Genomic DNA, 16622 nt, shown 5'->3' on the forward strand with positions numbered 1-16622 from the left:
ATGTTTCACACTGGAGGAGCTTCATGACAACCGCCGACACCGGGTCCGGCCCCCTTTCAGGCCTCAAGGTCCTCGATATCGCCACCATCATCGCGGGCCCGATGGCGGGCTCCCTGCTTGCGGATTTCGGCGCCGAAGTCGTCAAGCTGGAGCTTCCCGGCGTGGGCGACGGGCTGCGCGGCTTCCCTCCCCTGAAGGAGGGAAAGGCGCTGTGGTGGAAGGTCACGAACCGGGGCAAGTACCACGGAACGCTTGATCTTCGTCAGGAAGACGGCGCCCGGCTCTTCCTCGAACTGGTCAGCCAGATGGACGTGCTGATCGAGAACTTCCGCCCCGGCACGCTCGACAAGTGGGGGCTCGACATCGACACCCTGTGGAAGGCCAACCCCCGGCTCGTCGTGCTCCGCGTAAGCGGTTTCGGACAGGATGGCCCGATGGCCAGCCAGCCCGGCTTTGCCCGTATCTTCGAAGCCATGGGCGGCCTCACCCACATCACCGGCGACCCCGACCGCCCGCCGGTCCACACCGGCTATCCGCTGGCCGATTCGATTGGCGGGCTGTTTGGCGCCTTCTCGATCTGCGCCGCGCTGCTCAAGGTGGTGCGCTCCGACCGACAGGAGGGCGAGGAGATCGACCTCGCGATGACCGAGGCCGTCCTGCGCCTGCTGGAATCGCTGCCCATCGAGTACGACCAGCTTGGCAACGTGCGCGAACGGGTCGGCAACAAGAACACCTATTCCGCCCCCTCCGATGTCTACATGACGGCGGACAAGCGCTATGTCTCGCTCGCCGGATCGACCAACCGGACCTTCCGCTACAACGCCGCCGCCATAGGCCAGCCCGAACTGGTGGACGACCCCCGGTTCAGTTCGAACGTGGCACGGGTGGAGAACGTGAAGGAACTCGACCGCATCTTCGGCGGCTGGATCGCAGCCCACACGCTCGACGAGGTCCTCGCCGCCTTCCGCGAGGCCAACGGCACCATCGCGCCGATCTACGGCATGGACCAGGTCTTTGCCGATGAACAGTACCAGGCCCGCAAGGCGATCGTCTCGGTGCAGGACGAGGATTTCGGAGAGGTCAGGATGCAGGGGCTGGTGCCGCGTTTCCGCATGGCCCCGGGCAAGATCCGCTGGGCGGCAAAAAGTCTGGGAGCGGATAACGAATACATCTACAAGCAACTCCTGAACCTGGACGACCAGGACATCGAGAGTTACCGGGAGCGAGGCATCCTTTGAACGACGGCAGGACGATCCTCAACCAATGGGCGGACGCGGGCGAGTGCGAACTGCCCGGCGAAGGCGCCACGGATCAGGCCTTGTCCTCGACCCTGATGAAGGGGCTCGAGATACTGGCGCTCTACAGCGACCAGGAAGATCGTTTCGCCAATGCCGAGATCGCGCGGCGGCTGGGCTTGAACAAGGCCACCGTCTCGCGGCTCTGCAAGACACTCATGCACATGGGCTACCTGCGACGTGACCCCAAGGGCAACTTCCGCCTCGCCCCGCGCATCCTCGGCCTGTCCTACCCGGTGATGGCAGCCACGCGCTGGCGGCACCAGCTGGTCGGCCCGATGCGCGAGATCGCCGAGATGAGCACCGGCAACGTCACCCTCGCGGTGATGTCCGGCGACCAGTTCGTGCAGGTCCAGACCGTCGGCGACCCGGTAAGCTTTCCGCATATCCCCGAGGCCGGGATCACCGGCCCGTTGCACCGCTCGGCCAGCGGACGCGCGTTGCTCTCGCTGCTCGACGGGCAGGAGCTCTACGACAAGCTGGCGGAACTCCGGCTGCGCTTTCCCGAGGAATTCGAGGCCCACGCCGACCTGACCGCGGCCAGCATCGCGCGGTGCCGGTCCGAGGGGTTCTGCACCTCCTACGGCGACTGGCGCCCGAACATCGTCGCGCTCTCCACTCCGCTCGGAGAAACCGACGACGGGCTGCGCGTCGCGCTGTCCTGCGGCCTGCCCCGGTTCCGCGCCCGCGAGGACGTCGTCGAGAACGACCTCGGGCCGCGCCTTGCCGAGGCCGCGCGCTCCTTCCGCATGATGGGTATCTTCAAGCCGCCCTTCTTCGCCTGACCCGGCCGGGTCTAACCGGCATCCCGCGCCAGCGGCTGCGCCGAGGTCTCGGCCATGCGCGCACGGCACCAGTCGGCGATGGCGTCAGCATCCTGCGTCAGCGCCTCGCCCAGATCCCCGGCAAAGCCCAGGAAGGCATCAAGGTTGCCGTGATTGATCGCGACCAGCACCGGCACGCCAGAAGACAGCGCCTCGCCGATCACCGGGCGAAAGCCGCGCCCTTCCAGCTCCTGCTTGCCGAACTTGTTGACCAGCAGCAGCGCCGCCCCCCTCTGCAGGCCCGCGCTGACCAGCCCCACGACCCGCTCAAGCCCCTGCGGGTCCAGCCGGCAACCGCGCGACAGCGCGCCAAGGTCCTGGCTGATCCGCACCCGCTCGGTGCCGCTCAGCACCTGCAGGTCCATGTGGCACTTGCTCTCCGGGCCGGTCTCGACGTTGTATTGCACCGCCCCGGCCAGCGGCCATCCCTCGGCCTGCAGCCGGTCCGCCACGTCGCGCAGCAGGCTGTCGACCTCACCGCGTCCCGTGCCCGTCACGTACCCAAGCATACCCGTCCCCTTGCAACTGGTCCGCGCAGGTTACAAGATGCCGGTCGCGCAGGCCAGAGGAGGCGCACGACCCCGACCATGCCCGATTTGCCGCTGCTTCCCACCCCGAACGACCCGCGCCTGACCCGCCGCATTTCCGGCACCGACCAGACCGGCACCGCCACCGAGATCTCGGTGGTGGAGGAACGTCCGCTGACCATCTACCTGAACCGGCAGGAGATCGTCACCGCCATGACCATCGGGGACTATCCCGAGTACCTCGCGCTCGGGTTCCTGCGCAATCAGGGCATGCTGCACCCCGACGACGTGGTGACCGCGGTCGATTACGACGACGAGATCGAGACAGTCGTGGTCAGGACCGAACGTGAAACCTCCTACGAGGAAAAGGTCCAGAAGAAGACCCGCACCTCGGGTTGTGCGGTCGGCACCGTCTTCGGCGATATGATGGAGGGGCTGGACGGGCTCGTGCTGCCCCGCACCGAAGTCCGCACCTCGTGGCTCTACGCCCTCGCGAAAGAGATCAACACCACCCCCTCGCTCTACCTCGAGGCCGGGGCGATCCACGGCACCGTGCTCTGCCAAGAGGATCGGCCGCTGGTCTTCATGGAGGACGTCGGGCGGCACAACGCGGTCGACAAGATATCGGGCTACATGTTCCGGCACGGCATCCCGGCGGAGGACAAGATCCTCTATACCACCGGCCGCCTGACCTCCGAGATGGTGATCAAGACCGCGCTGATGGGCATTCCCGTCCTCGCCTCGCGCTCCGGCTTCACCGCCTGGGGCGTCGAGATCGCGCGACAGGTCGGCCTCACCCTGATCGGCCGCATGCGCGGCCAGCGCTTTGTTTGCCTCTCGGGCGAAGATCGTCTTGTGCGCGACGCGGACCCGGCCAGCGTGCCGGAGGAAGACCGCAAGTCGCGCAGGAAATCAGCAGATGTCTCCTGAATACCGGATGCAGATGGACCTGACCGAGCGCGACGCGTCGAACGCAGTGCGGCTTCTGGTTCGCAACTATCTCTTTCCCGGCGGGTGGCGATGGGGGCGCAAGCTCTACAGCCTTCTGACTGGAGCAGGTCTGGCTGTCCTGTCGTTCGTCATAGCCGTCATCTTACTCAACGCCATAGGCAGAGACATCGAAACCGACGCATCCCTCATGTACCTGCTCGGCCTCGGCATGGGCGGCGCCATGGCCGTCCTCGGCTACCTGCTCAACCGTCGACAGGTCCGCACCCGCCTGGAAGTCCGCGCGCACAAGGGCCAGACCGTCATCTTGACGCCGCAAGGCGTCACCCTCGAAAATGGCCGCAGCCACGCGCATCTGGCATGGCAGGACTTCGATTATCTCGGCCATCGAAAGGGAACGGCCGTCCTTGTGCACGGGGACGCGGTGCTCACCTTGCCGGCGCGTCTGCTGGACACGGCTGCAACACCGGGCGCCGTACGCGCCGCGATACAGTCCTGGTTCGAGGACTCAAGATGAAACAACCCCTCGGCGTGATCCTCGCGGGCGGGCTGGCCACGCGGATGGGAGGCGGGGACAAGGGCCTGCTGGAGATCGGCGGCGAGCCCCTGCTGCAGCGCATCATCGACCGGATCGAACCCCAGGTCGCGGGCGTGGCGCTCAACGCCAATGGGGACGCCGCGCGCTTTGCCTCCTACGGCCTGCCGGTTTTGCCCGATACCATCCCCGGCTTCCCGGGTCCGCTGGCGGGCGTGCTCGCCGGCCTCGACTGGGCCGCAGCGCAGGGCGCCGACAGCATCGTGACCGTGGCAGCCGACACGCCCTTCTTTCCCTGCGATCTCGTCCCCCGCCTGCTGCTGGCCGCCGAAGACCGGCCCCATCTGCTGGCGCTGGCCTGCACGCCCCGCGACGGCGAGGAAGCGCTGAAGTCCGGCGGCGGGCGCAAGATCAACCGCCACCCCACCTTCGGCCTCTGGCCCGTCGCCCTGCGCGACGACCTGCGGGCGGCCCTGACCGACGGGCTGCGCAAGGTGGTCCTCTGGACCGATCGCCACGGCGCGGGCGAGGCGCTGTTTCCGGCCGACCCCTTCGACCCCTTCTTCAACGTGAATACACCCGAGGATCTCGCCCGCGCACGCGAGCTGGCGGCATGAGGCTCTACGGCGTCACCGGCACCAAGGATTCCGGCAAGACCGGCCTGATGGAGCGGCTGGTGGCCGAGATCACCGGGCGCGGCCTCACCGTGTCGACAGTCAAGCATGCCCACCACGACACCGACATCGACCAGCCGGGCCGTGACAGCCACCGCCACCGCACGGCGGGGGCGTCCGAGGTGCTGCTTGCCACGCCCAACCGCTGGGCCCTGATGCACGAGTTGCGCGGCGCGCCCGAACCGTCGCTGGATGATCTTCTCCCCCGCCTCTCGCCCGTCGATCTGGTGCTGGTCGAAGGCTACAAGGGCGCTCCCCACCCCAAGATCGAGGCGCACCGCATCGCCACCGGCCGACCGCTTCTTTCCCCGGAAAACGGCTCGATCCGAGCCGTGGCCTCCGACAGCGACGTGGCGACGGCCTTGCCCCGCTTCCACCTCGACGACACTTCAGCCATCGCCGATTTCATCCTCGCCGAGGTCGGGTTGTGAGCTTCGACACCATCGTGGTGGTCGACTGGTCGGGGGCGCAGTCGCCCTCGCCCCCGAAACCATCGAAGGACGCGATCTGGATCGGCGTCGCGCGTAACGGCACGGTCGAAGCGAGCTACCATCGCACCCGCGCGGACGCGACCGAGAGCCTTGCCGCCCTCTTCGAGACCGAGCGCGCAGCCGGGCGCCGGGTCATCGCCGGGTTCGACTTTCCCTTCGCCTATCCCAAGGGGTTTGCCGAGGCGGTCTGCGGCGCGTCCGACCCGCTCACCCTCTGGGCCGCGCTGGCAAAGCGGATCGAGGATGCGCCGGACAATGCCAACAACCGCTTCGAGGTCGCCGCCGCACTGAATGATCTGTTCCCCGGTGTCGGCCCCTTCTGGGGCTGCCCCGTCTCCTTCGACGATCCCCGCCTGCCGCCGAAGGGCACCGCGCGGCACGGTCACGGCCTGCCCGAACGGCGCGGCTGCGAAAGCCACCTGAAGACGACGCAACCCTGCTGGAAGCTCTACACCACCGGCTCGGTCGGCTCGCAGGCCCTGCTCGGCATCGCCCGCCTGCACACCCTGCGCAGCCGGTTCGGCACCGACCTCGCCGTGCGCCCCTTCGAGCGCCACGAGGCCCCGATCACCCTTGTCGAACTGTTCCCCTCGCTGATCGCGCCGACCGTGGCCGCCCTGAGCGAGGAGAATGAGATCAAGGACCGCGCCCAGGTCCGCGTCCTCGCCGGGGCGCTCGCCGCTCTCAATCCCGCCTGGCTCGACGCCATGACCCGCGAGGGTGATCCGGTGGAGGGGTGGATCCTCGGCCTCGGTCACGAGGAGGCAATCGCGCTGGCCGCCCATGCGGCCTTTCCCGCCGAGGGTACAGACGCTACCACGTCTCACATGACCAACTCCGACCTCCTTCCGCCGCGCCTCCGCGACGACTGTTTCGCCATGCCTCAGGGTGTCGCCTGGGTGCCCGTGGACGAGGCGCTCGCCAAGCTGCGCGCCGCGCTTTATCCGGTGACGGGGACCGAGAGAATACCTACCGCAAAGGCGGCAGGGCGGGTGCTCGCGGCCGAAGTCACCGCACAGCGCTCCAACCCGCCAATGCCGAACTCCGCTGTCGACGGGTACGGCTTTGCCCATGCCGCCACCGGCGAGGGTGTCCAGCGCCTGCCGCTACTTGCCGGTCGCGCGGCTGCCGGGCAGCCCTATCCTCACGCCGTTCCGCCCGGCCACGCCATCCGCATCCTGACCGGGGCGATCCTGCCCGAGGGCGTCGATACCGTGGTTCTTGAGGAAGACACGGCGACCGACGGCACCACCGTCGCCTTCGACGGGCCAATCAAGCCCCGCGCCAACACCCGCAAGGCGGGCGAGGACGTTGCTGCCGGTGAATCCGCGATCCCACGCGGAAAGCGCCTGCGCGCACCGGAACTCGCGCTCGCCTCCGCCCTCGGGATTGCCGAACTTCCGGTTCACCGCCCGCTCCGTGTCGGCGTGCTCTCGACGGGGGACGAGATCGTCGCCACCCCTGACGATCCCGCCGCGCCTCATCAGATCTGGGATGCCAACCGCCCGATGCTGCTGGCGCTGGCGCAGGGCTGGCACTGCGAACCGGTCGATCTCGGCCATGTCGGCGACGATGCGTCGGAGATCGAGGAACGGCTGAACACCGGTGCAGAAAGCGCCGATGTCATCCTCACCTCGGGCGGCGCCTCGGCGGGGGACGAAGACCACGTTTCGGCCCTGCTCCGCTCCCGCGGGACGCTCTCAAGCTGGCGCATCGCTCTGAAACCGGGCCGCCCGCTGGCGCTCGCCATGTGGAACCACGTGCCCGTCTTCGGCCTGCCCGGCAACCCGGTCGCGGCGCTGGTCTGCGCGCTGGTCTTTGCACGCCCTGCCCTGTCGCTGATGTCGGGCGCCGGGTGGACCACGCCGCAGGGCTTCACTGTCCCCGCCGCCTTCGCCAAGCGCAAGAAACCGGGCCGCCGCGAATACCTGCGCGCCCGTCTCACCGACGAGGGACATGCCGAGGTCTTTGCCTCCGAGGGCTCCGGCCGTATCAGCGGACTCTCCTGGGCCGACGGGCTGGTCGAACTGCCGGACGAGGCCGCGGACATCGCCCCCGGCACCCCGGTGCGCTACATCCCCTACGCCTCTTTCGGGCTGACCTGAGCGCTATCCCTTGCGGATCAGGTAGACCTGCGCCTCGCCCTCGTCGGCGGTGCCTGCCAGTGCGTGACCGGCCTCGTTGCAAAAATGCGGCACGTCGATCACCGCCGCCGGATCGGTCGCCAGCATCCGCAGCACCTGGCCACGGGTCATGCCCTGCAGCCGCTTGCGCGCCTTCAGCACCGGCAGCGGGCAGAGCAGCCCCCGCGCATCGAGTTCCTGATCCCAGTCCATGGCCATCGTGATAGGTTCCTCTCCGCCGCCTGTAAATCCTGCCCGTGTCTCAGTCTGCCGCGACCGGGAGCCACACGGTGAACACCGCGCCGCCCCCCTCGGCATTGGCCGCGCTGATCAGCCCGCCGCCGCCCTGCACGATGCTCTGCGAGATCGACAGGCCCAGCCCGGTTCCCTCGCCCCGCCGGGTGGTAAAGAACGGGTCGAACAGCGACGACAGGTTCTCTGGCGCGATCCCCGGACCGCTGTCCTGCACCTCCAGCGCCACGCCATCGACCCCGTCCCGCACCTCGCGCTTCAGCGCCAGCGACAGCCGCCCCTCCTGCCCCATCGCCTGCGCCGCGTTCAGGATCAGGTTGATCACCACCTGCTGCATCTCGCCCGCGTCCATGGCCACCGGCGGCACCTCGGGCAGCGTGGTCTCCACAGCGATCTTCCCCTTGTTCAGGGCATGCTCCACCAGCAGGAGCGAGTCCTCCACCACCGGCCCCAGCTGGATCGCCCCCGCATAGTCCGAGAATTCCGAGGGCCGGGCGAACTTCAGCAGCTTGCCGACGATGGCCTCCATCCGCATCACCTGCCGGTCGATCAGCCCGAGTTCCGTCCCCACCCGCGCGGCCTCCTCGCCCAGTTCCATGCGGATCACGTCCACGTTGCCCTGGATCACCGCCATCGGGTTGTTGATCTCGTGCGCCACCCCCGCCGTGATCTCGCCGATCGAGGCAAGCTTCTCGCTCATCACCAGCTGGCGGAAGGTTTCTTCCAGCTTGGCATTGGCCTCGCGCAGCTCGGCCGTCCTCCGGTCCACCCGATCTTCCAGTTCCTCGGCCCATGCGCGCAGCTTGAGGTCGCGGTCCTGCACCTGGTCCAGCAGCCCGTCGAGATGCGCCGCCACCTGCCCGATCTCGTCGCGCGCCCCCACCGGGCCGATGCGCGCGGCAAGGTTGCCGCGCCCGACCCGCCGCATGGTCTGCGTCATCCGCTCCAGCGGCGCGAAGATCCCCTTGGCCATCCACAGGAACACCGGCACCGACAGCGCCATGACCCCGGCAAAGGCGGCCATCATCCAGAGGTAGGCGGCGCGCTTGGCCTCGGCAAAGGGCGCCTCCAGAAAGCCGACGTAGAGCATCCCCACCCGCTGTCCGAAACTGTCGCGCAGCGGCAGATACCCCGAGATGTACCAGTCATTCACCACGAAGGCCCGGTCGAGCCAAGTCCGCCCCTCGTCCAGCACCGCGCGCCGGACCGAGGCCGAGACCCGCGTGCCAAGCGCGCGAACATCCTCGAACAGCCGCACGTTGGTCGAGATGCGGACGTCATCGAGAAACAGCGTCGCGGTGCCCTGCCGCGCCCCGCCGGTGACCGGGTTGAGATAGACCAGCGAGTTGATCGCGTCGATGAATCCGAGGTTCCCGTTCAGCAGGATACCCCCCACCAGCACCCCCTCGTGACCGGGCAGGGTCACCGGGCTGGCGGAATGGACCACCATGCCGCGATCCTCCACCTCGCGGCTCGTGGGCACGGCAGCCTTGGTCTCGATCAGGTCAATCCGCGCCCGGGTATCGAGCCCGCCGGGCAGCGCGGCCAGAACCTCGGGCGGAAAGATGTCGATCGCGGTTCCGGGCCGTCCCTCCCGCGCGGCGCCGATCACCGGCCAGCGCGCATCCCCTTCGGTGATCTCCGGGTCAGGCAGGTAGTAGAGAAAATCCAACCCCAGCGCCGCGCGCTTGTCCTGCAGGAACGCCTCGTCGGGATGACCGTCCGCAAAGGAACCGGCGAAGGCCACCGATCCGGCAACCCCGCCCAGTTCCTCACCGGTCCGGCTCATCAGCTGCAACAGGTACTGCTCGGCGATGCGCAGGTCGCTCTGCACGTTGGCCACCAGCAACTTGTCATAGTCACCGGTCCATCGGGTCATGCCCAGCAACAGCAAAAGCGGCATCAGCAGGACCATCGGCGCAAGCGCAAGGATCAGCAGGCGCAGGCGGACACTGGTCATCGGGCCGCCCCCGCCCCTGTTCCCGAACCTTGCACGATGCGGATCACCGGACCACGCAGATCAGTGCTGGTGCGGCTCGTCCAGCGAGCCATGCACCGCGAGCTGGTCCAGACCCGCATCGCTGACTTCGATCACCCGATAGGCCTCGCGGACGCCTGCGCCGGACAGTTCGCGCGCGACGGTCAGCAGCGTGTTGGGCGCGTGATCCTCGCACAGCTCCACCATCTGCGCCATTTCCTCCTCTGCCACCGGTCGCGCCGCCTCGACCGATGGGGCACCGTAGTAGGTCACGAAATGCTCGGCCAGGCGCCCGGTCAGCGCTTCGACCTCCGAGGCCTCCGCGACAGTCACCGCCACGAAAGTTACCCGCCCAAAGGTCTCGAGCCCGAGCCAGCCGTTGGCAAAGGCCTGCCGCGCCTTGCCCTCGAGGTCACCCTCGGTCCAGTCCGAGAACTCGAACCCGCCAGAGATGCACCACTCGCCGGTGCGCGCGGGAGAGGCAAAGACGCGGGTGTCGCTTTCGTCGAAATGTATCGCACGGGCAAGTTTCATGGGGCGGGCTCCAGCAGAGTGGTCAGCGGGATCACGTGGGTCGTCTCGCCATCTCGCAGCAGCATACCAAAGTCCTCGTCCACGCCAAGGAAGGTGCCTTCCCGTCCATCACGAACCACATCCTCACCCAGCCCCTGCGCCAGCCCGCGCCACTCGGAATGCAGGGCGCGACCGCCCTCGTCCTCCCAGCGGTTGATCCAGTTCAGGCTGTGCCGCGCCCATGCCTCGAGCAGGGCGGGCGGCGACACCTCGGCGCAGCCCTCGGCATAGAGCGAGGTCTGATCCGGCGTGTCGCCCGGCCGGTCGCTCTCGGGGATCAGCGGCAGCGAGAACCCGACAACCAGCCAGTCCGGCACCGCCTCCGGGTCCGGACTGGCCGCCATGCAACGGAAGCGCCCGCAGGCGGCACCGTTCACGCGGATCCCGCCGTCCCAGTCGAGGTGCACCGACACCTCCGGCGGCGCCATCACACCAAGGGCGTTCTGGAACCCGACACCGCAGACCGGCAGCATCGCCATGGCCTGCCGCAGCGGGACCTCCGGCGCAAACACCAGCGCCCCCTCCAGCACGTCCGCGCCAATGCGGTAGGCCACCAGCCCCGCGTCGCAGCCCAGCAGCGCCCGCTGGCAGGCGTGGTCGAAGGCGTCGCTCGTCACCTCCTCGCCCCAGAGCAGCGGCGGGAAGGCAAGCTCCTGCGTCCCGCTCATGCCATCCCCCGCGCCACCAGTCCCCCGGCGATATCGTGAAAGGCCCGGGCCTGCGCGCTGTCGGGCTGGCTGACCACCACCGGCGCGCCGCCGTCCGAGGCCAGCCGGATCTGCAGATCGAGCGGCACCTCGGCCAGCAGGGGAACACCCAGCTTTGCCGCCTCTGCCGCCACGCCGCCGTGACCAAAGACATGTTCCTCGTGCCCGCAATTGGAACAGATGTGGGTCGACATGTTCTCGATCATCCCCAGCAGCGGCACGTGCAGCTGTTTGAACATGTCGATCCCCTTGCGGGCATCGATCAGCGCCACGTCCTGCGGGGTCGAGACAACAATCGCACCGTCCACCTTCGCCTTCTGGCTCAGCGTCATCTGCACGTCGCCGGTGCCGGGCGGCAGGTCCACCAGCAGCACGTCGAGCGCGCCCCACTGCACCTGGAACATCATCTGTTGCAGCGCCCCCATCAGCATCGGCCCGCGCCAGACCACCGCCTGGTCGTCGTTGGTCATCAGCCCCATCGACATCAGGGTGACCCCGTGGTTGCGCAACGGCAGGATGGTCTTGCCATCCGGGCTCGCTGGCCGCCCCGAGACCCCCAGCATCCGAGGCTGGCTCGGCCCGTAGACATCGGCATCCAGCAGCCCGACGCGGCGCCCCTGCTGCGCCAGCGCGCAGGCGAGGTTCGAGGCGACGGTGGATTTCCCCACGCCGCCCTTGCCACTGGCGATGGCGACGATCCGGTTCACCCCCGGGATCGGCTGCGGCCCCTGCGGCTCTGCCCTGCGTGCCTTGAGGTCGGGCGGCGGCGCCTTGTCGGTGTGCCCGGTCAGCACGATCGCGACCGAGGACACGCCCTCGGCCTGCTTCAACGCCGCCTCGGCCCGATCCTTCACCGCCGTATAGGCCGCTCCCTGGCTCGGCGGGATCTCCATGACGAAGCGCACCGCGCCCGCCGCATCGACGTTCAGCGCACGGACCACGCCGCTCGCCATGATGTCACCGCCCGCGACCGGGTCGGCAATGGTCTTCAGGACGGCCTGAACCGTCTCCCTCGTGGCAGGCAAGTCCTACTCCTGTCCCTTGATCTCGCCATCGACCTCGTGGGTCAGGCCCAGTTCCTCGATGGTCAGCACGGCCTTGACCTTGTAGCTCTTGCCGGCACTGTCCGCCCCGCGCATGGCCTCTTCGATGGCCTGCTGCGAGGTGACGCCCACCTGCTTCAGGAACTTGCGCATGGACATGTTGAAATCGTCGCTCATCGGGTCCTCCTCCGGCGCTCAGTGATCGCGCCGCTTGCTCAGGTAATCGTCGGTGGTGCGCGGGCGGCGCGGCTCGCCCTGCGCAAAGGGATTGTTCTCGGAGTGGAACTGCGCGTTCACCCGGCAGTCGTCGCACATCTGGATCATCCGCAGCCGCTCGCCGCTGAACATCGCATGCGACTGCAGCTTCTCGGTGATCCGCTCCACGGTCGATTTGACGCCGAACAGCTTGCCGCATTCGACACAGGCAAACGGTTCCTCCTCATGCAGCACCCGCTGTTCCAGCGCGGCCTCGGTCAGCAGCAGGCGCGGCTCGTAGGTGATCGCATCCTCGGGGCAGACATTGGCGCAGAGCCCGCATTGCAGGCAGGCGTCCTCCTGGAACCGCAGCTGCGGCAGGTCCGGGTTGTCCCCCAGCGCGCCCGAGGGGCAGAGCGAGACACAGGACAGACAAAGCGTGCAGGCGTCGGTATTTACCAGCACAGCGCCATAGGGCGCCCCTTCGGGCAGCGCCAGCGTCTCCGCCTCCGGGTGCAGTGCACGGGCGGCCTGCCGGGTGATCTGCCGGCGTGTCCCCATCGGGCGCACCGGGCTCGCAACGGGGGCCGGGGCCTCCTCGGCATAAAGCGCCGCCGACATCGCCTCCGGATCCGTCGTGTCGAGCAGGGCGACCTTGCCCGCACCCGCGATGGCGCTCGACAGCGCCACCTGCGTCTCCAGTGCGGGCCGGTCCGCGCCCGGCCCGGGCAACAGCGTGACCGAGGCAAAACCGGCCGCCAGCGCCGCAACCGTCTCGGCATGGCCAAAGGCACCGATGGCCGCCATTTCCATCGGGATCACGTCGGCAGGCAGCCCATCGCCGTGGCGGGCTGACAGCCGGATCATCTCGGCCCCGTGGGCGTCGTGCACCAGCAGGCGCGGCGCGACACCACCTGCCGAGAGGAAGGTCTTGGCCAGCACCTGGACACGGCGAAAGGTCATGTCCACGGGCGGCGCGTCGTAGCTGATCGCTCCGGAGGGGCAGACCGACGAACAGGCGCCGCAGCCCGCGCAGATCATCGGGTCCACCTTCACGTGGTCCCCATCGGGCAGGATCGCCCCGGTCGGGCACAGATCGAGGCAGCTGGTGCAGCCCGTCTGCCCGGCCCGCGAATGGGCGCAGAGCAGCGCCTCGGTCCGCACGTAGAGCGGTTTCTCGAAGGTCCCGACCATGTGCGAGGCCGCCATCACCGCCGCCGCCACCGCCTGCGGACGGTTCGGGTCGGCGCGCAGGTACCCCTCGCGCTTTTCATGCGCCGGAAAAAGCGGCGGCGCGCGGCGCAGATCGACGATCAGGTCGCATTCCGAAACGCCGCCATCCCGCGGCTCTCCCAGTGTGAGCGCGCCGCGCCCGCCGGGCTCTACCTGCCGCAGCGCGTCGATGGTCACGCGGAACTGCCCCAGCGCCCCCTGCGCCTGCCGCAGCCTGCCGGTAACCACGTCGAAGGCGCGGCTGTCGGGCACTGTTTCGGTCTCGTCCAGCAACACGGTCACGCCAAGGTGGGGCGCCAGCTGGTCCGCCGCCTCCAGCGCCACATCCGCCGGGCCGAGGATCAGGCACAGACCCTCCGACACCACGTCGAGAGTCCGCTCGGGCGAGGCAGGCAGCATGGCCTCCGCGGCCAGCGCAGACATTTTGGCCAGTTTCGGGGCCGCGTCGGCGCTCCAGCCTGCCCGGTCTCGCAGATCCAGCAGCGGTGCGGGCTCCACCACGAGCTCCTCGGCAAGCGCCTCGAAGGTGCGCGCCTCCTGCGTGCAGCAGAGAACAACATTCCCCGACGTCAACCCCTTCGCGGCCAGCTCGATCTGCGCGGTGCAAAGCGCATGGCAGGGGGGCGTCACCTCGAATCCGGTCGCCGCCGACAGCGCCTTGGCGTCGATCGTCTGGGTGCCCATGCAATCGCATGTTATCAAGGTCTTAGTCATGTCATCCTTCCTGGCGAGCGGGGTCAGAACCGCCGTCTCTTCGCTCGGTTAGACACACAGCTAGCCCCGATTCGCCCCCTCTCACAACTCAATTTCCCGGGCGCCCCGAATCATCGGGGGCGGCCCGGGCATAGCCGCACGACCAGGTGATTCGCATGCCGCATCGCGGCATCATTCCAGAGAAAAAAGCTCGGATTGGACAGTTTGTCCCAACCACCATCCCTACCCCAAACGGACTACCCAATTTGACCTGACCACGCAAAAGCTTACCCTTTGCGCATATTGTCCCTTCCCACGGGGCAGGGGCCTGCTTCTATCATCGTTCCGGGGAGAGGCTGAACGAACGTGTCGAACTATCCGAGCAATGACCAATACATGCCGGTCGGGGTCGTCTTGCGACGCACGCCCGGCGTGACCCGCTGGGCCAAGTGGTCGTGGCGGGCCATTGCCGTGCTGCCCGGCGCCGGGCCTGCCCACTGGCGCGAGTTGCGCCGCGAGGGCGATGCCGTCGAGTACCACGCCGCGACCGTCTCCCTCGAACTCTACCAGGCCGAGACCGAGGCCTACCTCCACGGCATCACCGCCCGCGCCCCCAGCGTCTACGTCGTGATGCGCAAGGTCCTCGGAGAGTTTCCCTACGAGATCGTCCTGATCACCGCCTCGCCCTACGAGGCGCAGGACTACTGCGACAGCGGCGAGGACATCGTCGAAAAGGTTCCGATGCCGCCCGGGCTGCTGGCCTGGGTCGGCGACTTCGTCGAGCGTCACCACGAGGACGAGGAATTCGTCAAGCGCCGCCGCAAGGGCGAGAAGGTCGATGGCCATCAGGATGGCATCGGCGATCCGCGCATTGCCAAGCCGGCCGATATCTACGCCTCGCCCACCCTCAAGAGGGGGAGGCTGCTGTGAGCGACTTCTGGTCCCGCCGCAAGGCCGCCGTCGAGGCCGAGTCCCGCGCCGAGGTCGACGCGCTGGAGCAGGCACAACGCGCCGAGACCGAGGCACAGCTGGCCGAACGCTCCGACGAAGACCTGCTGGCCGAGGCCGGTCTGCCCCTGCCCGAGGAGATCACCAACGGGGAAATGGCGCGCAAGTTCCTCGAGTCCCAGCTGCCGCGCCGCCTCAAGAACCGCGCCCTGCGCGCCCTCTGGCGGTCGAACCCGGTGCTCGCCTGCCTCGACGGGCTGAACGACTACGACGAAGACTTTACCATCGTCACCCCGGCCAGCGACTTCCGGACCACCTATCAGGTCGGCAAGGGTCTCCTCGCGCACCTCGAACACATCGGCCGGGACGAACCGGCCACCGGCGAGGCGGAAGCCGATATCGCCACTGCCCCCCTTTCGCAGCTCCGCGCGCCCGAAACCCGGGGCCCGACCGTGGAAGTGCAGCCAGACCTGCCGCCACTGCACCCCGCCGAACCCACGGTGACCGCCATCGCCGAACCTGACCCCGAACCGGAGGAAAGCCCGCTGCCGCCAAGCGCGCGCCGCATGCGCTTTACCTTCGAAACCAGCTGACACGGACCGCCGACATGACCGCAGCCCCCGACCTGACCGCCGCCAAGATCACCGAGGAGGATCGCCTCCGCGCCGATCTCTACAATTTCCTCGGCCTGATCCTCGCGCGGCCTGCCGATCAGGGCCTGATCGACCAGACCGCCGGGCTGACCGGCGATGCCAGCCCCATCGGCGAAGCGGTGACCACGCTTGCAAAGGTGGCACGCATCTCCAAGCCCCGCGCGGTCGAGAGCGAGTACAACCGCCTGTTCATCGGTCTCGGCCGGGGCGAGCTTCTGCCCTATGCGTCCTACTACCTCACCGGCTTCCTGAACGAGAAACCGCTCGCCGCGCTGCGCCAGGACATGACCGCGCGCGGCCTCGCCCGGGCCGAGAACGTGTTCGAACCCGAGGACAACATCGCGTCGCTGATGGAGATGATGGGCGCGATGATCGTCGGCCGCTTCGGCTCGCCCGCGACCCTCGGCCAGCAGAAAACCTTCTTCAACAAGCATGTCGCCCCCTGGGCGGCGCATTTCTTTTCGGATCTCGAAGGCGCAAGGAACTCGGTCTTCTATGCCCCGGTCGGACGTCTCGGCCGGGCTTTCATGGAGATCGAATCCGAAGCCTTCCGGATGAGCGCGGAGTGATCCGCAACAGGGCGGGCAACCGCCATAACCCAGAGAGAGGAGGTCTCTCGATGAAGCGGAAAGACGAGGAGGCGACCAGCCGCCGCGATTTCCTGAAACTCGCCTCGACGGCGGCGCCGCTCGCGGCGGTCGCCGTGGCGACCACGACCGGCACCGAGGCAGAAGCGTCGGAACCGGACCTGTCATCGAACAAGATGCAGGACACCGCGCACACGCGCGCATACTACGCCGCCGCCCGGTTCTGACCGGACGAGGCACTTCCCGCCAAGGACGACTGGTTGCGTGACGCCCGACTGTCCAAGGCACTGAGCATAATCCAAGCAAGCAAGGCACCATGCGGGGGCCGAGCACGCACGGGGAG

Annotated in this window: 19 protein-coding genes; 11 read left to right on the forward strand and 8 right to left on the reverse strand. The window is 68.2% G+C overall.

The window, feature by feature from the left end; translation table 11 throughout:
• Window positions 1-23 precede the first annotated feature (23 nt).
• Entirely contained in the window at window positions 24-1238 is a 1215-nt protein-coding gene (locus tag DDT93_RS15930) for a CaiB/BaiF CoA transferase family protein (RefSeq protein WP_109466864.1), read from the forward strand.
• Entirely contained in the window at window positions 1235-2080 is an 846-nt protein-coding gene (locus tag DDT93_RS15935) for an IclR family transcriptional regulator (RefSeq protein WP_109466865.1), read from the forward strand. Before DDT93_RS15930 ends, DDT93_RS15935 begins: the two co-directional genes overlap by 4 nt.
• 11 nt (window positions 2081-2091) lie before the next feature.
• Here DDT93_RS15935 and DDT93_RS15940 read toward each other — a convergent pair whose 3' ends face one another.
• Window positions 2092-2628, reverse strand: coding sequence for a DUF2478 domain-containing protein (locus DDT93_RS15940; protein ID WP_109466866.1), 537 nt, complete (start codon window positions 2626-2628; stop codon window positions 2092-2094).
• Between the two features lie 78 nt (window positions 2629-2706).
• Between DDT93_RS15940 and DDT93_RS15945 the strand changes: the two genes are divergently transcribed.
• From DDT93_RS15945 to DDT93_RS15965, 5 genes are read left to right on the forward strand one after another with little or no spacing between them, the layout of a single operon-like run.
• Entirely contained in the window at window positions 2707-3576 is an 870-nt protein-coding gene (locus DDT93_RS15945) for a formate dehydrogenase accessory sulfurtransferase FdhD (RefSeq protein WP_109466867.1), read from the forward strand.
• Complete coding sequence (locus tag DDT93_RS15950) at window positions 3566-4111, forward strand: hypothetical protein (protein WP_157960196.1); 546 nt, start codon at window positions 3566-3568, stop codon at window positions 4109-4111. Before DDT93_RS15945 ends, DDT93_RS15950 begins: the two co-directional genes overlap by 11 nt.
• The gene (gene mobA / locus DDT93_RS15955; RefSeq protein WP_109466869.1) at window positions 4108-4746 is read left to right on the forward strand and encodes a molybdenum cofactor guanylyltransferase MobA; all 639 of its coding nucleotides are present in this window, start codon (window positions 4108-4110) and stop codon (window positions 4744-4746) included. The genes DDT93_RS15950 and mobA overlap by 4 nt, the downstream gene beginning before the upstream one ends.
• Window positions 4743-5234, forward strand: a complete 492-nt coding sequence (mobB, locus tag DDT93_RS15960) for a molybdopterin-guanine dinucleotide biosynthesis protein B (RefSeq protein ID WP_109466870.1) — start codon at window positions 4743-4745, stop codon at window positions 5232-5234. The genes mobA and mobB overlap by 4 nt, the downstream gene beginning before the upstream one ends.
• Complete coding sequence (locus tag DDT93_RS15965) at window positions 5231-7399, forward strand: molybdopterin-binding protein (protein WP_109466871.1); 2169 nt, start codon at window positions 5231-5233, stop codon at window positions 7397-7399. The genes mobB and DDT93_RS15965 overlap by 4 nt, the downstream gene beginning before the upstream one ends.
• 3 nt (window positions 7400-7402) lie before the next feature.
• Here the strand turns inward: DDT93_RS15965 and DDT93_RS15970 are convergent, their stop codons facing one another.
• Genes DDT93_RS15970 through DDT93_RS16000 form a run of 7 tightly spaced genes read right to left on the reverse strand, consistent with a single transcriptional unit; the run spans window position 7403 to window position 14112 of the window.
• Entirely contained in the window at window positions 7403-7630 is a 228-nt protein-coding gene (locus DDT93_RS15970) for a sulfurtransferase TusA family protein (protein ID WP_109467204.1), read from the reverse strand.
• Between the two features lie 49 nt (window positions 7631-7679).
• On the reverse strand, window positions 7680-9629 hold the full coding sequence (locus DDT93_RS15975; protein ID WP_109466872.1) for a sensor histidine kinase: 1950 nt from the start codon (window positions 9627-9629) through the stop codon (window positions 7680-7682).
• Window positions 9630-9689: 60 nt separating this feature from the next.
• On the reverse strand, window positions 9690-10181 hold the full coding sequence (locus DDT93_RS15980; RefSeq protein WP_109466873.1) for a DUF6505 family protein: 492 nt from the start codon (window positions 10179-10181) through the stop codon (window positions 9690-9692).
• On the reverse strand, window positions 10178-10888 hold the full coding sequence (locus DDT93_RS15985) for a biotin/lipoate--protein ligase family protein (RefSeq protein ID WP_109466874.1): 711 nt from the start codon (window positions 10886-10888) through the stop codon (window positions 10178-10180). The genes DDT93_RS15980 and DDT93_RS15985 overlap by 4 nt, the downstream gene beginning before the upstream one ends.
• Complete coding sequence (locus tag DDT93_RS15990) at window positions 10885-11952, reverse strand: Mrp/NBP35 family ATP-binding protein (protein WP_109466875.1); 1068 nt, start codon at window positions 11950-11952, stop codon at window positions 10885-10887. The genes DDT93_RS15985 and DDT93_RS15990 overlap by 4 nt, the downstream gene beginning before the upstream one ends.
• Before the next feature lie 3 nt (window positions 11953-11955).
• Entirely contained in the window at window positions 11956-12147 is a 192-nt protein-coding gene (locus tag DDT93_RS15995; protein ID WP_109466876.1) for a DUF6494 family protein, read from the reverse strand.
• 18 nt (window positions 12148-12165) lie between these two features.
• The gene (locus DDT93_RS16000) at window positions 12166-14112 is read right to left on the reverse strand and encodes a 4Fe-4S binding protein (protein ID WP_109466877.1); all 1947 of its coding nucleotides are present in this window, start codon (window positions 14110-14112) and stop codon (window positions 12166-12168) included.
• Between the two features lie 375 nt (window positions 14113-14487).
• Between DDT93_RS16000 and DDT93_RS16005 the strand changes: the two genes are divergently transcribed.
• From DDT93_RS16005 to DDT93_RS16020, 4 genes are read left to right on the forward strand one after another with little or no spacing between them, the layout of a single operon-like run.
• A complete protein-coding gene (locus DDT93_RS16005) occupies window positions 14488-15021 on the forward strand; it encodes a DUF3305 domain-containing protein (RefSeq protein WP_109466878.1) in 534 nt (177 codons plus the stop codon).
• Entirely contained in the window at window positions 15018-15632 is a 615-nt protein-coding gene (locus tag DDT93_RS16010) for a DUF3306 domain-containing protein (RefSeq protein ID WP_109466879.1), read from the forward strand. Before DDT93_RS16005 ends, DDT93_RS16010 begins: the two co-directional genes overlap by 4 nt.
• A 14-nt stretch (window positions 15633-15646) precedes the next feature.
• The gene (locus DDT93_RS16015; RefSeq protein ID WP_109466880.1) at window positions 15647-16261 is read left to right on the forward strand and encodes a TorD/DmsD family molecular chaperone; all 615 of its coding nucleotides are present in this window, start codon (window positions 15647-15649) and stop codon (window positions 16259-16261) included.
• A gap of 50 nt (window positions 16262-16311) precedes the next feature.
• Window positions 16312-16506, forward strand: a complete 195-nt coding sequence (locus DDT93_RS16020; RefSeq protein WP_109466881.1) for a twin-arginine translocation signal domain-containing protein — start codon at window positions 16312-16314, stop codon at window positions 16504-16506.
• Window positions 16507-16622 lie beyond the last annotated feature (116 nt).

The sequence above is a fragment of the Albibacillus kandeliae genome (assembly GCF_003116585.1).
GTDB classification, from domain to species: Bacteria; Pseudomonadota; Alphaproteobacteria; order Rhodobacterales; family Rhodobacteraceae; genus Albibacillus; species Albibacillus kandeliae.

Bases quoted from the DNA above. Each gene is read 5' to 3' on its own strand.
- DDT93_RS15930 (WP_109466864.1), top strand. From the start codon at position 24: ATGACAACCGCCGACACCGGGTCCGGCCCCCTTTCAGGCCTCAAGGTC.
- DDT93_RS15940 (WP_109466866.1), bottom strand. From the start codon at position 2,628: ATGCTTGGGTACGTGACGGGCACGGGACGCGGTGAGGTCGACAGCCTG.
- DDT93_RS15945 (WP_109466867.1), top strand. From the start codon at position 2,707: ATGCCCGATTTGCCGCTGCTTCCCACCCCGAACGACCCGCGCCTGACC.
- DDT93_RS15950 (WP_157960196.1), top strand. From the start codon at position 3,566: ATGTCTCCTGAATACCGGATGCAGATGGACCTGACCGAGCGCGACGCG.
- mobA (WP_109466869.1), top strand. From the start codon at position 4,108: ATGAAACAACCCCTCGGCGTGATCCTCGCGGGCGGGCTGGCCACGCGG.
- mobB (WP_109466870.1), top strand. From the start codon at position 4,743: ATGAGGCTCTACGGCGTCACCGGCACCAAGGATTCCGGCAAGACCGGC.
- DDT93_RS15970 (WP_109467204.1), bottom strand. From the start codon at position 7,630: ATGGACTGGGATCAGGAACTCGATGCGCGGGGGCTGCTCTGCCCGCTG.
- DDT93_RS15975 (WP_109466872.1), bottom strand. From the start codon at position 9,629: ATGACCAGTGTCCGCCTGCGCCTGCTGATCCTTGCGCTTGCGCCGATG.
- DDT93_RS15980 (WP_109466873.1), bottom strand. From the start codon at position 10,181: ATGAAACTTGCCCGTGCGATACATTTCGACGAAAGCGACACCCGCGTC.
- DDT93_RS15985 (WP_109466874.1), bottom strand. From the start codon at position 10,888: ATGAGCGGGACGCAGGAGCTTGCCTTCCCGCCGCTGCTCTGGGGCGAG.
- DDT93_RS15995 (WP_109466876.1), bottom strand. From the start codon at position 12,147: ATGAGCGACGATTTCAACATGTCCATGCGCAAGTTCCTGAAGCAGGTG.
- DDT93_RS16000 (WP_109466877.1), bottom strand. From the start codon at position 14,112: ATGACTAAGACCTTGATAACATGCGATTGCATGGGCACCCAGACGATC.
- DDT93_RS16005 (WP_109466878.1), top strand. From the start codon at position 14,488: ATGCCGGTCGGGGTCGTCTTGCGACGCACGCCCGGCGTGACCCGCTGG.
- DDT93_RS16015 (WP_109466880.1), top strand. From the start codon at position 15,647: ATGACCGCAGCCCCCGACCTGACCGCCGCCAAGATCACCGAGGAGGAT.
- DDT93_RS16020 (WP_109466881.1), top strand. From the start codon at position 16,312: ATGAAGCGGAAAGACGAGGAGGCGACCAGCCGCCGCGATTTCCTGAAA.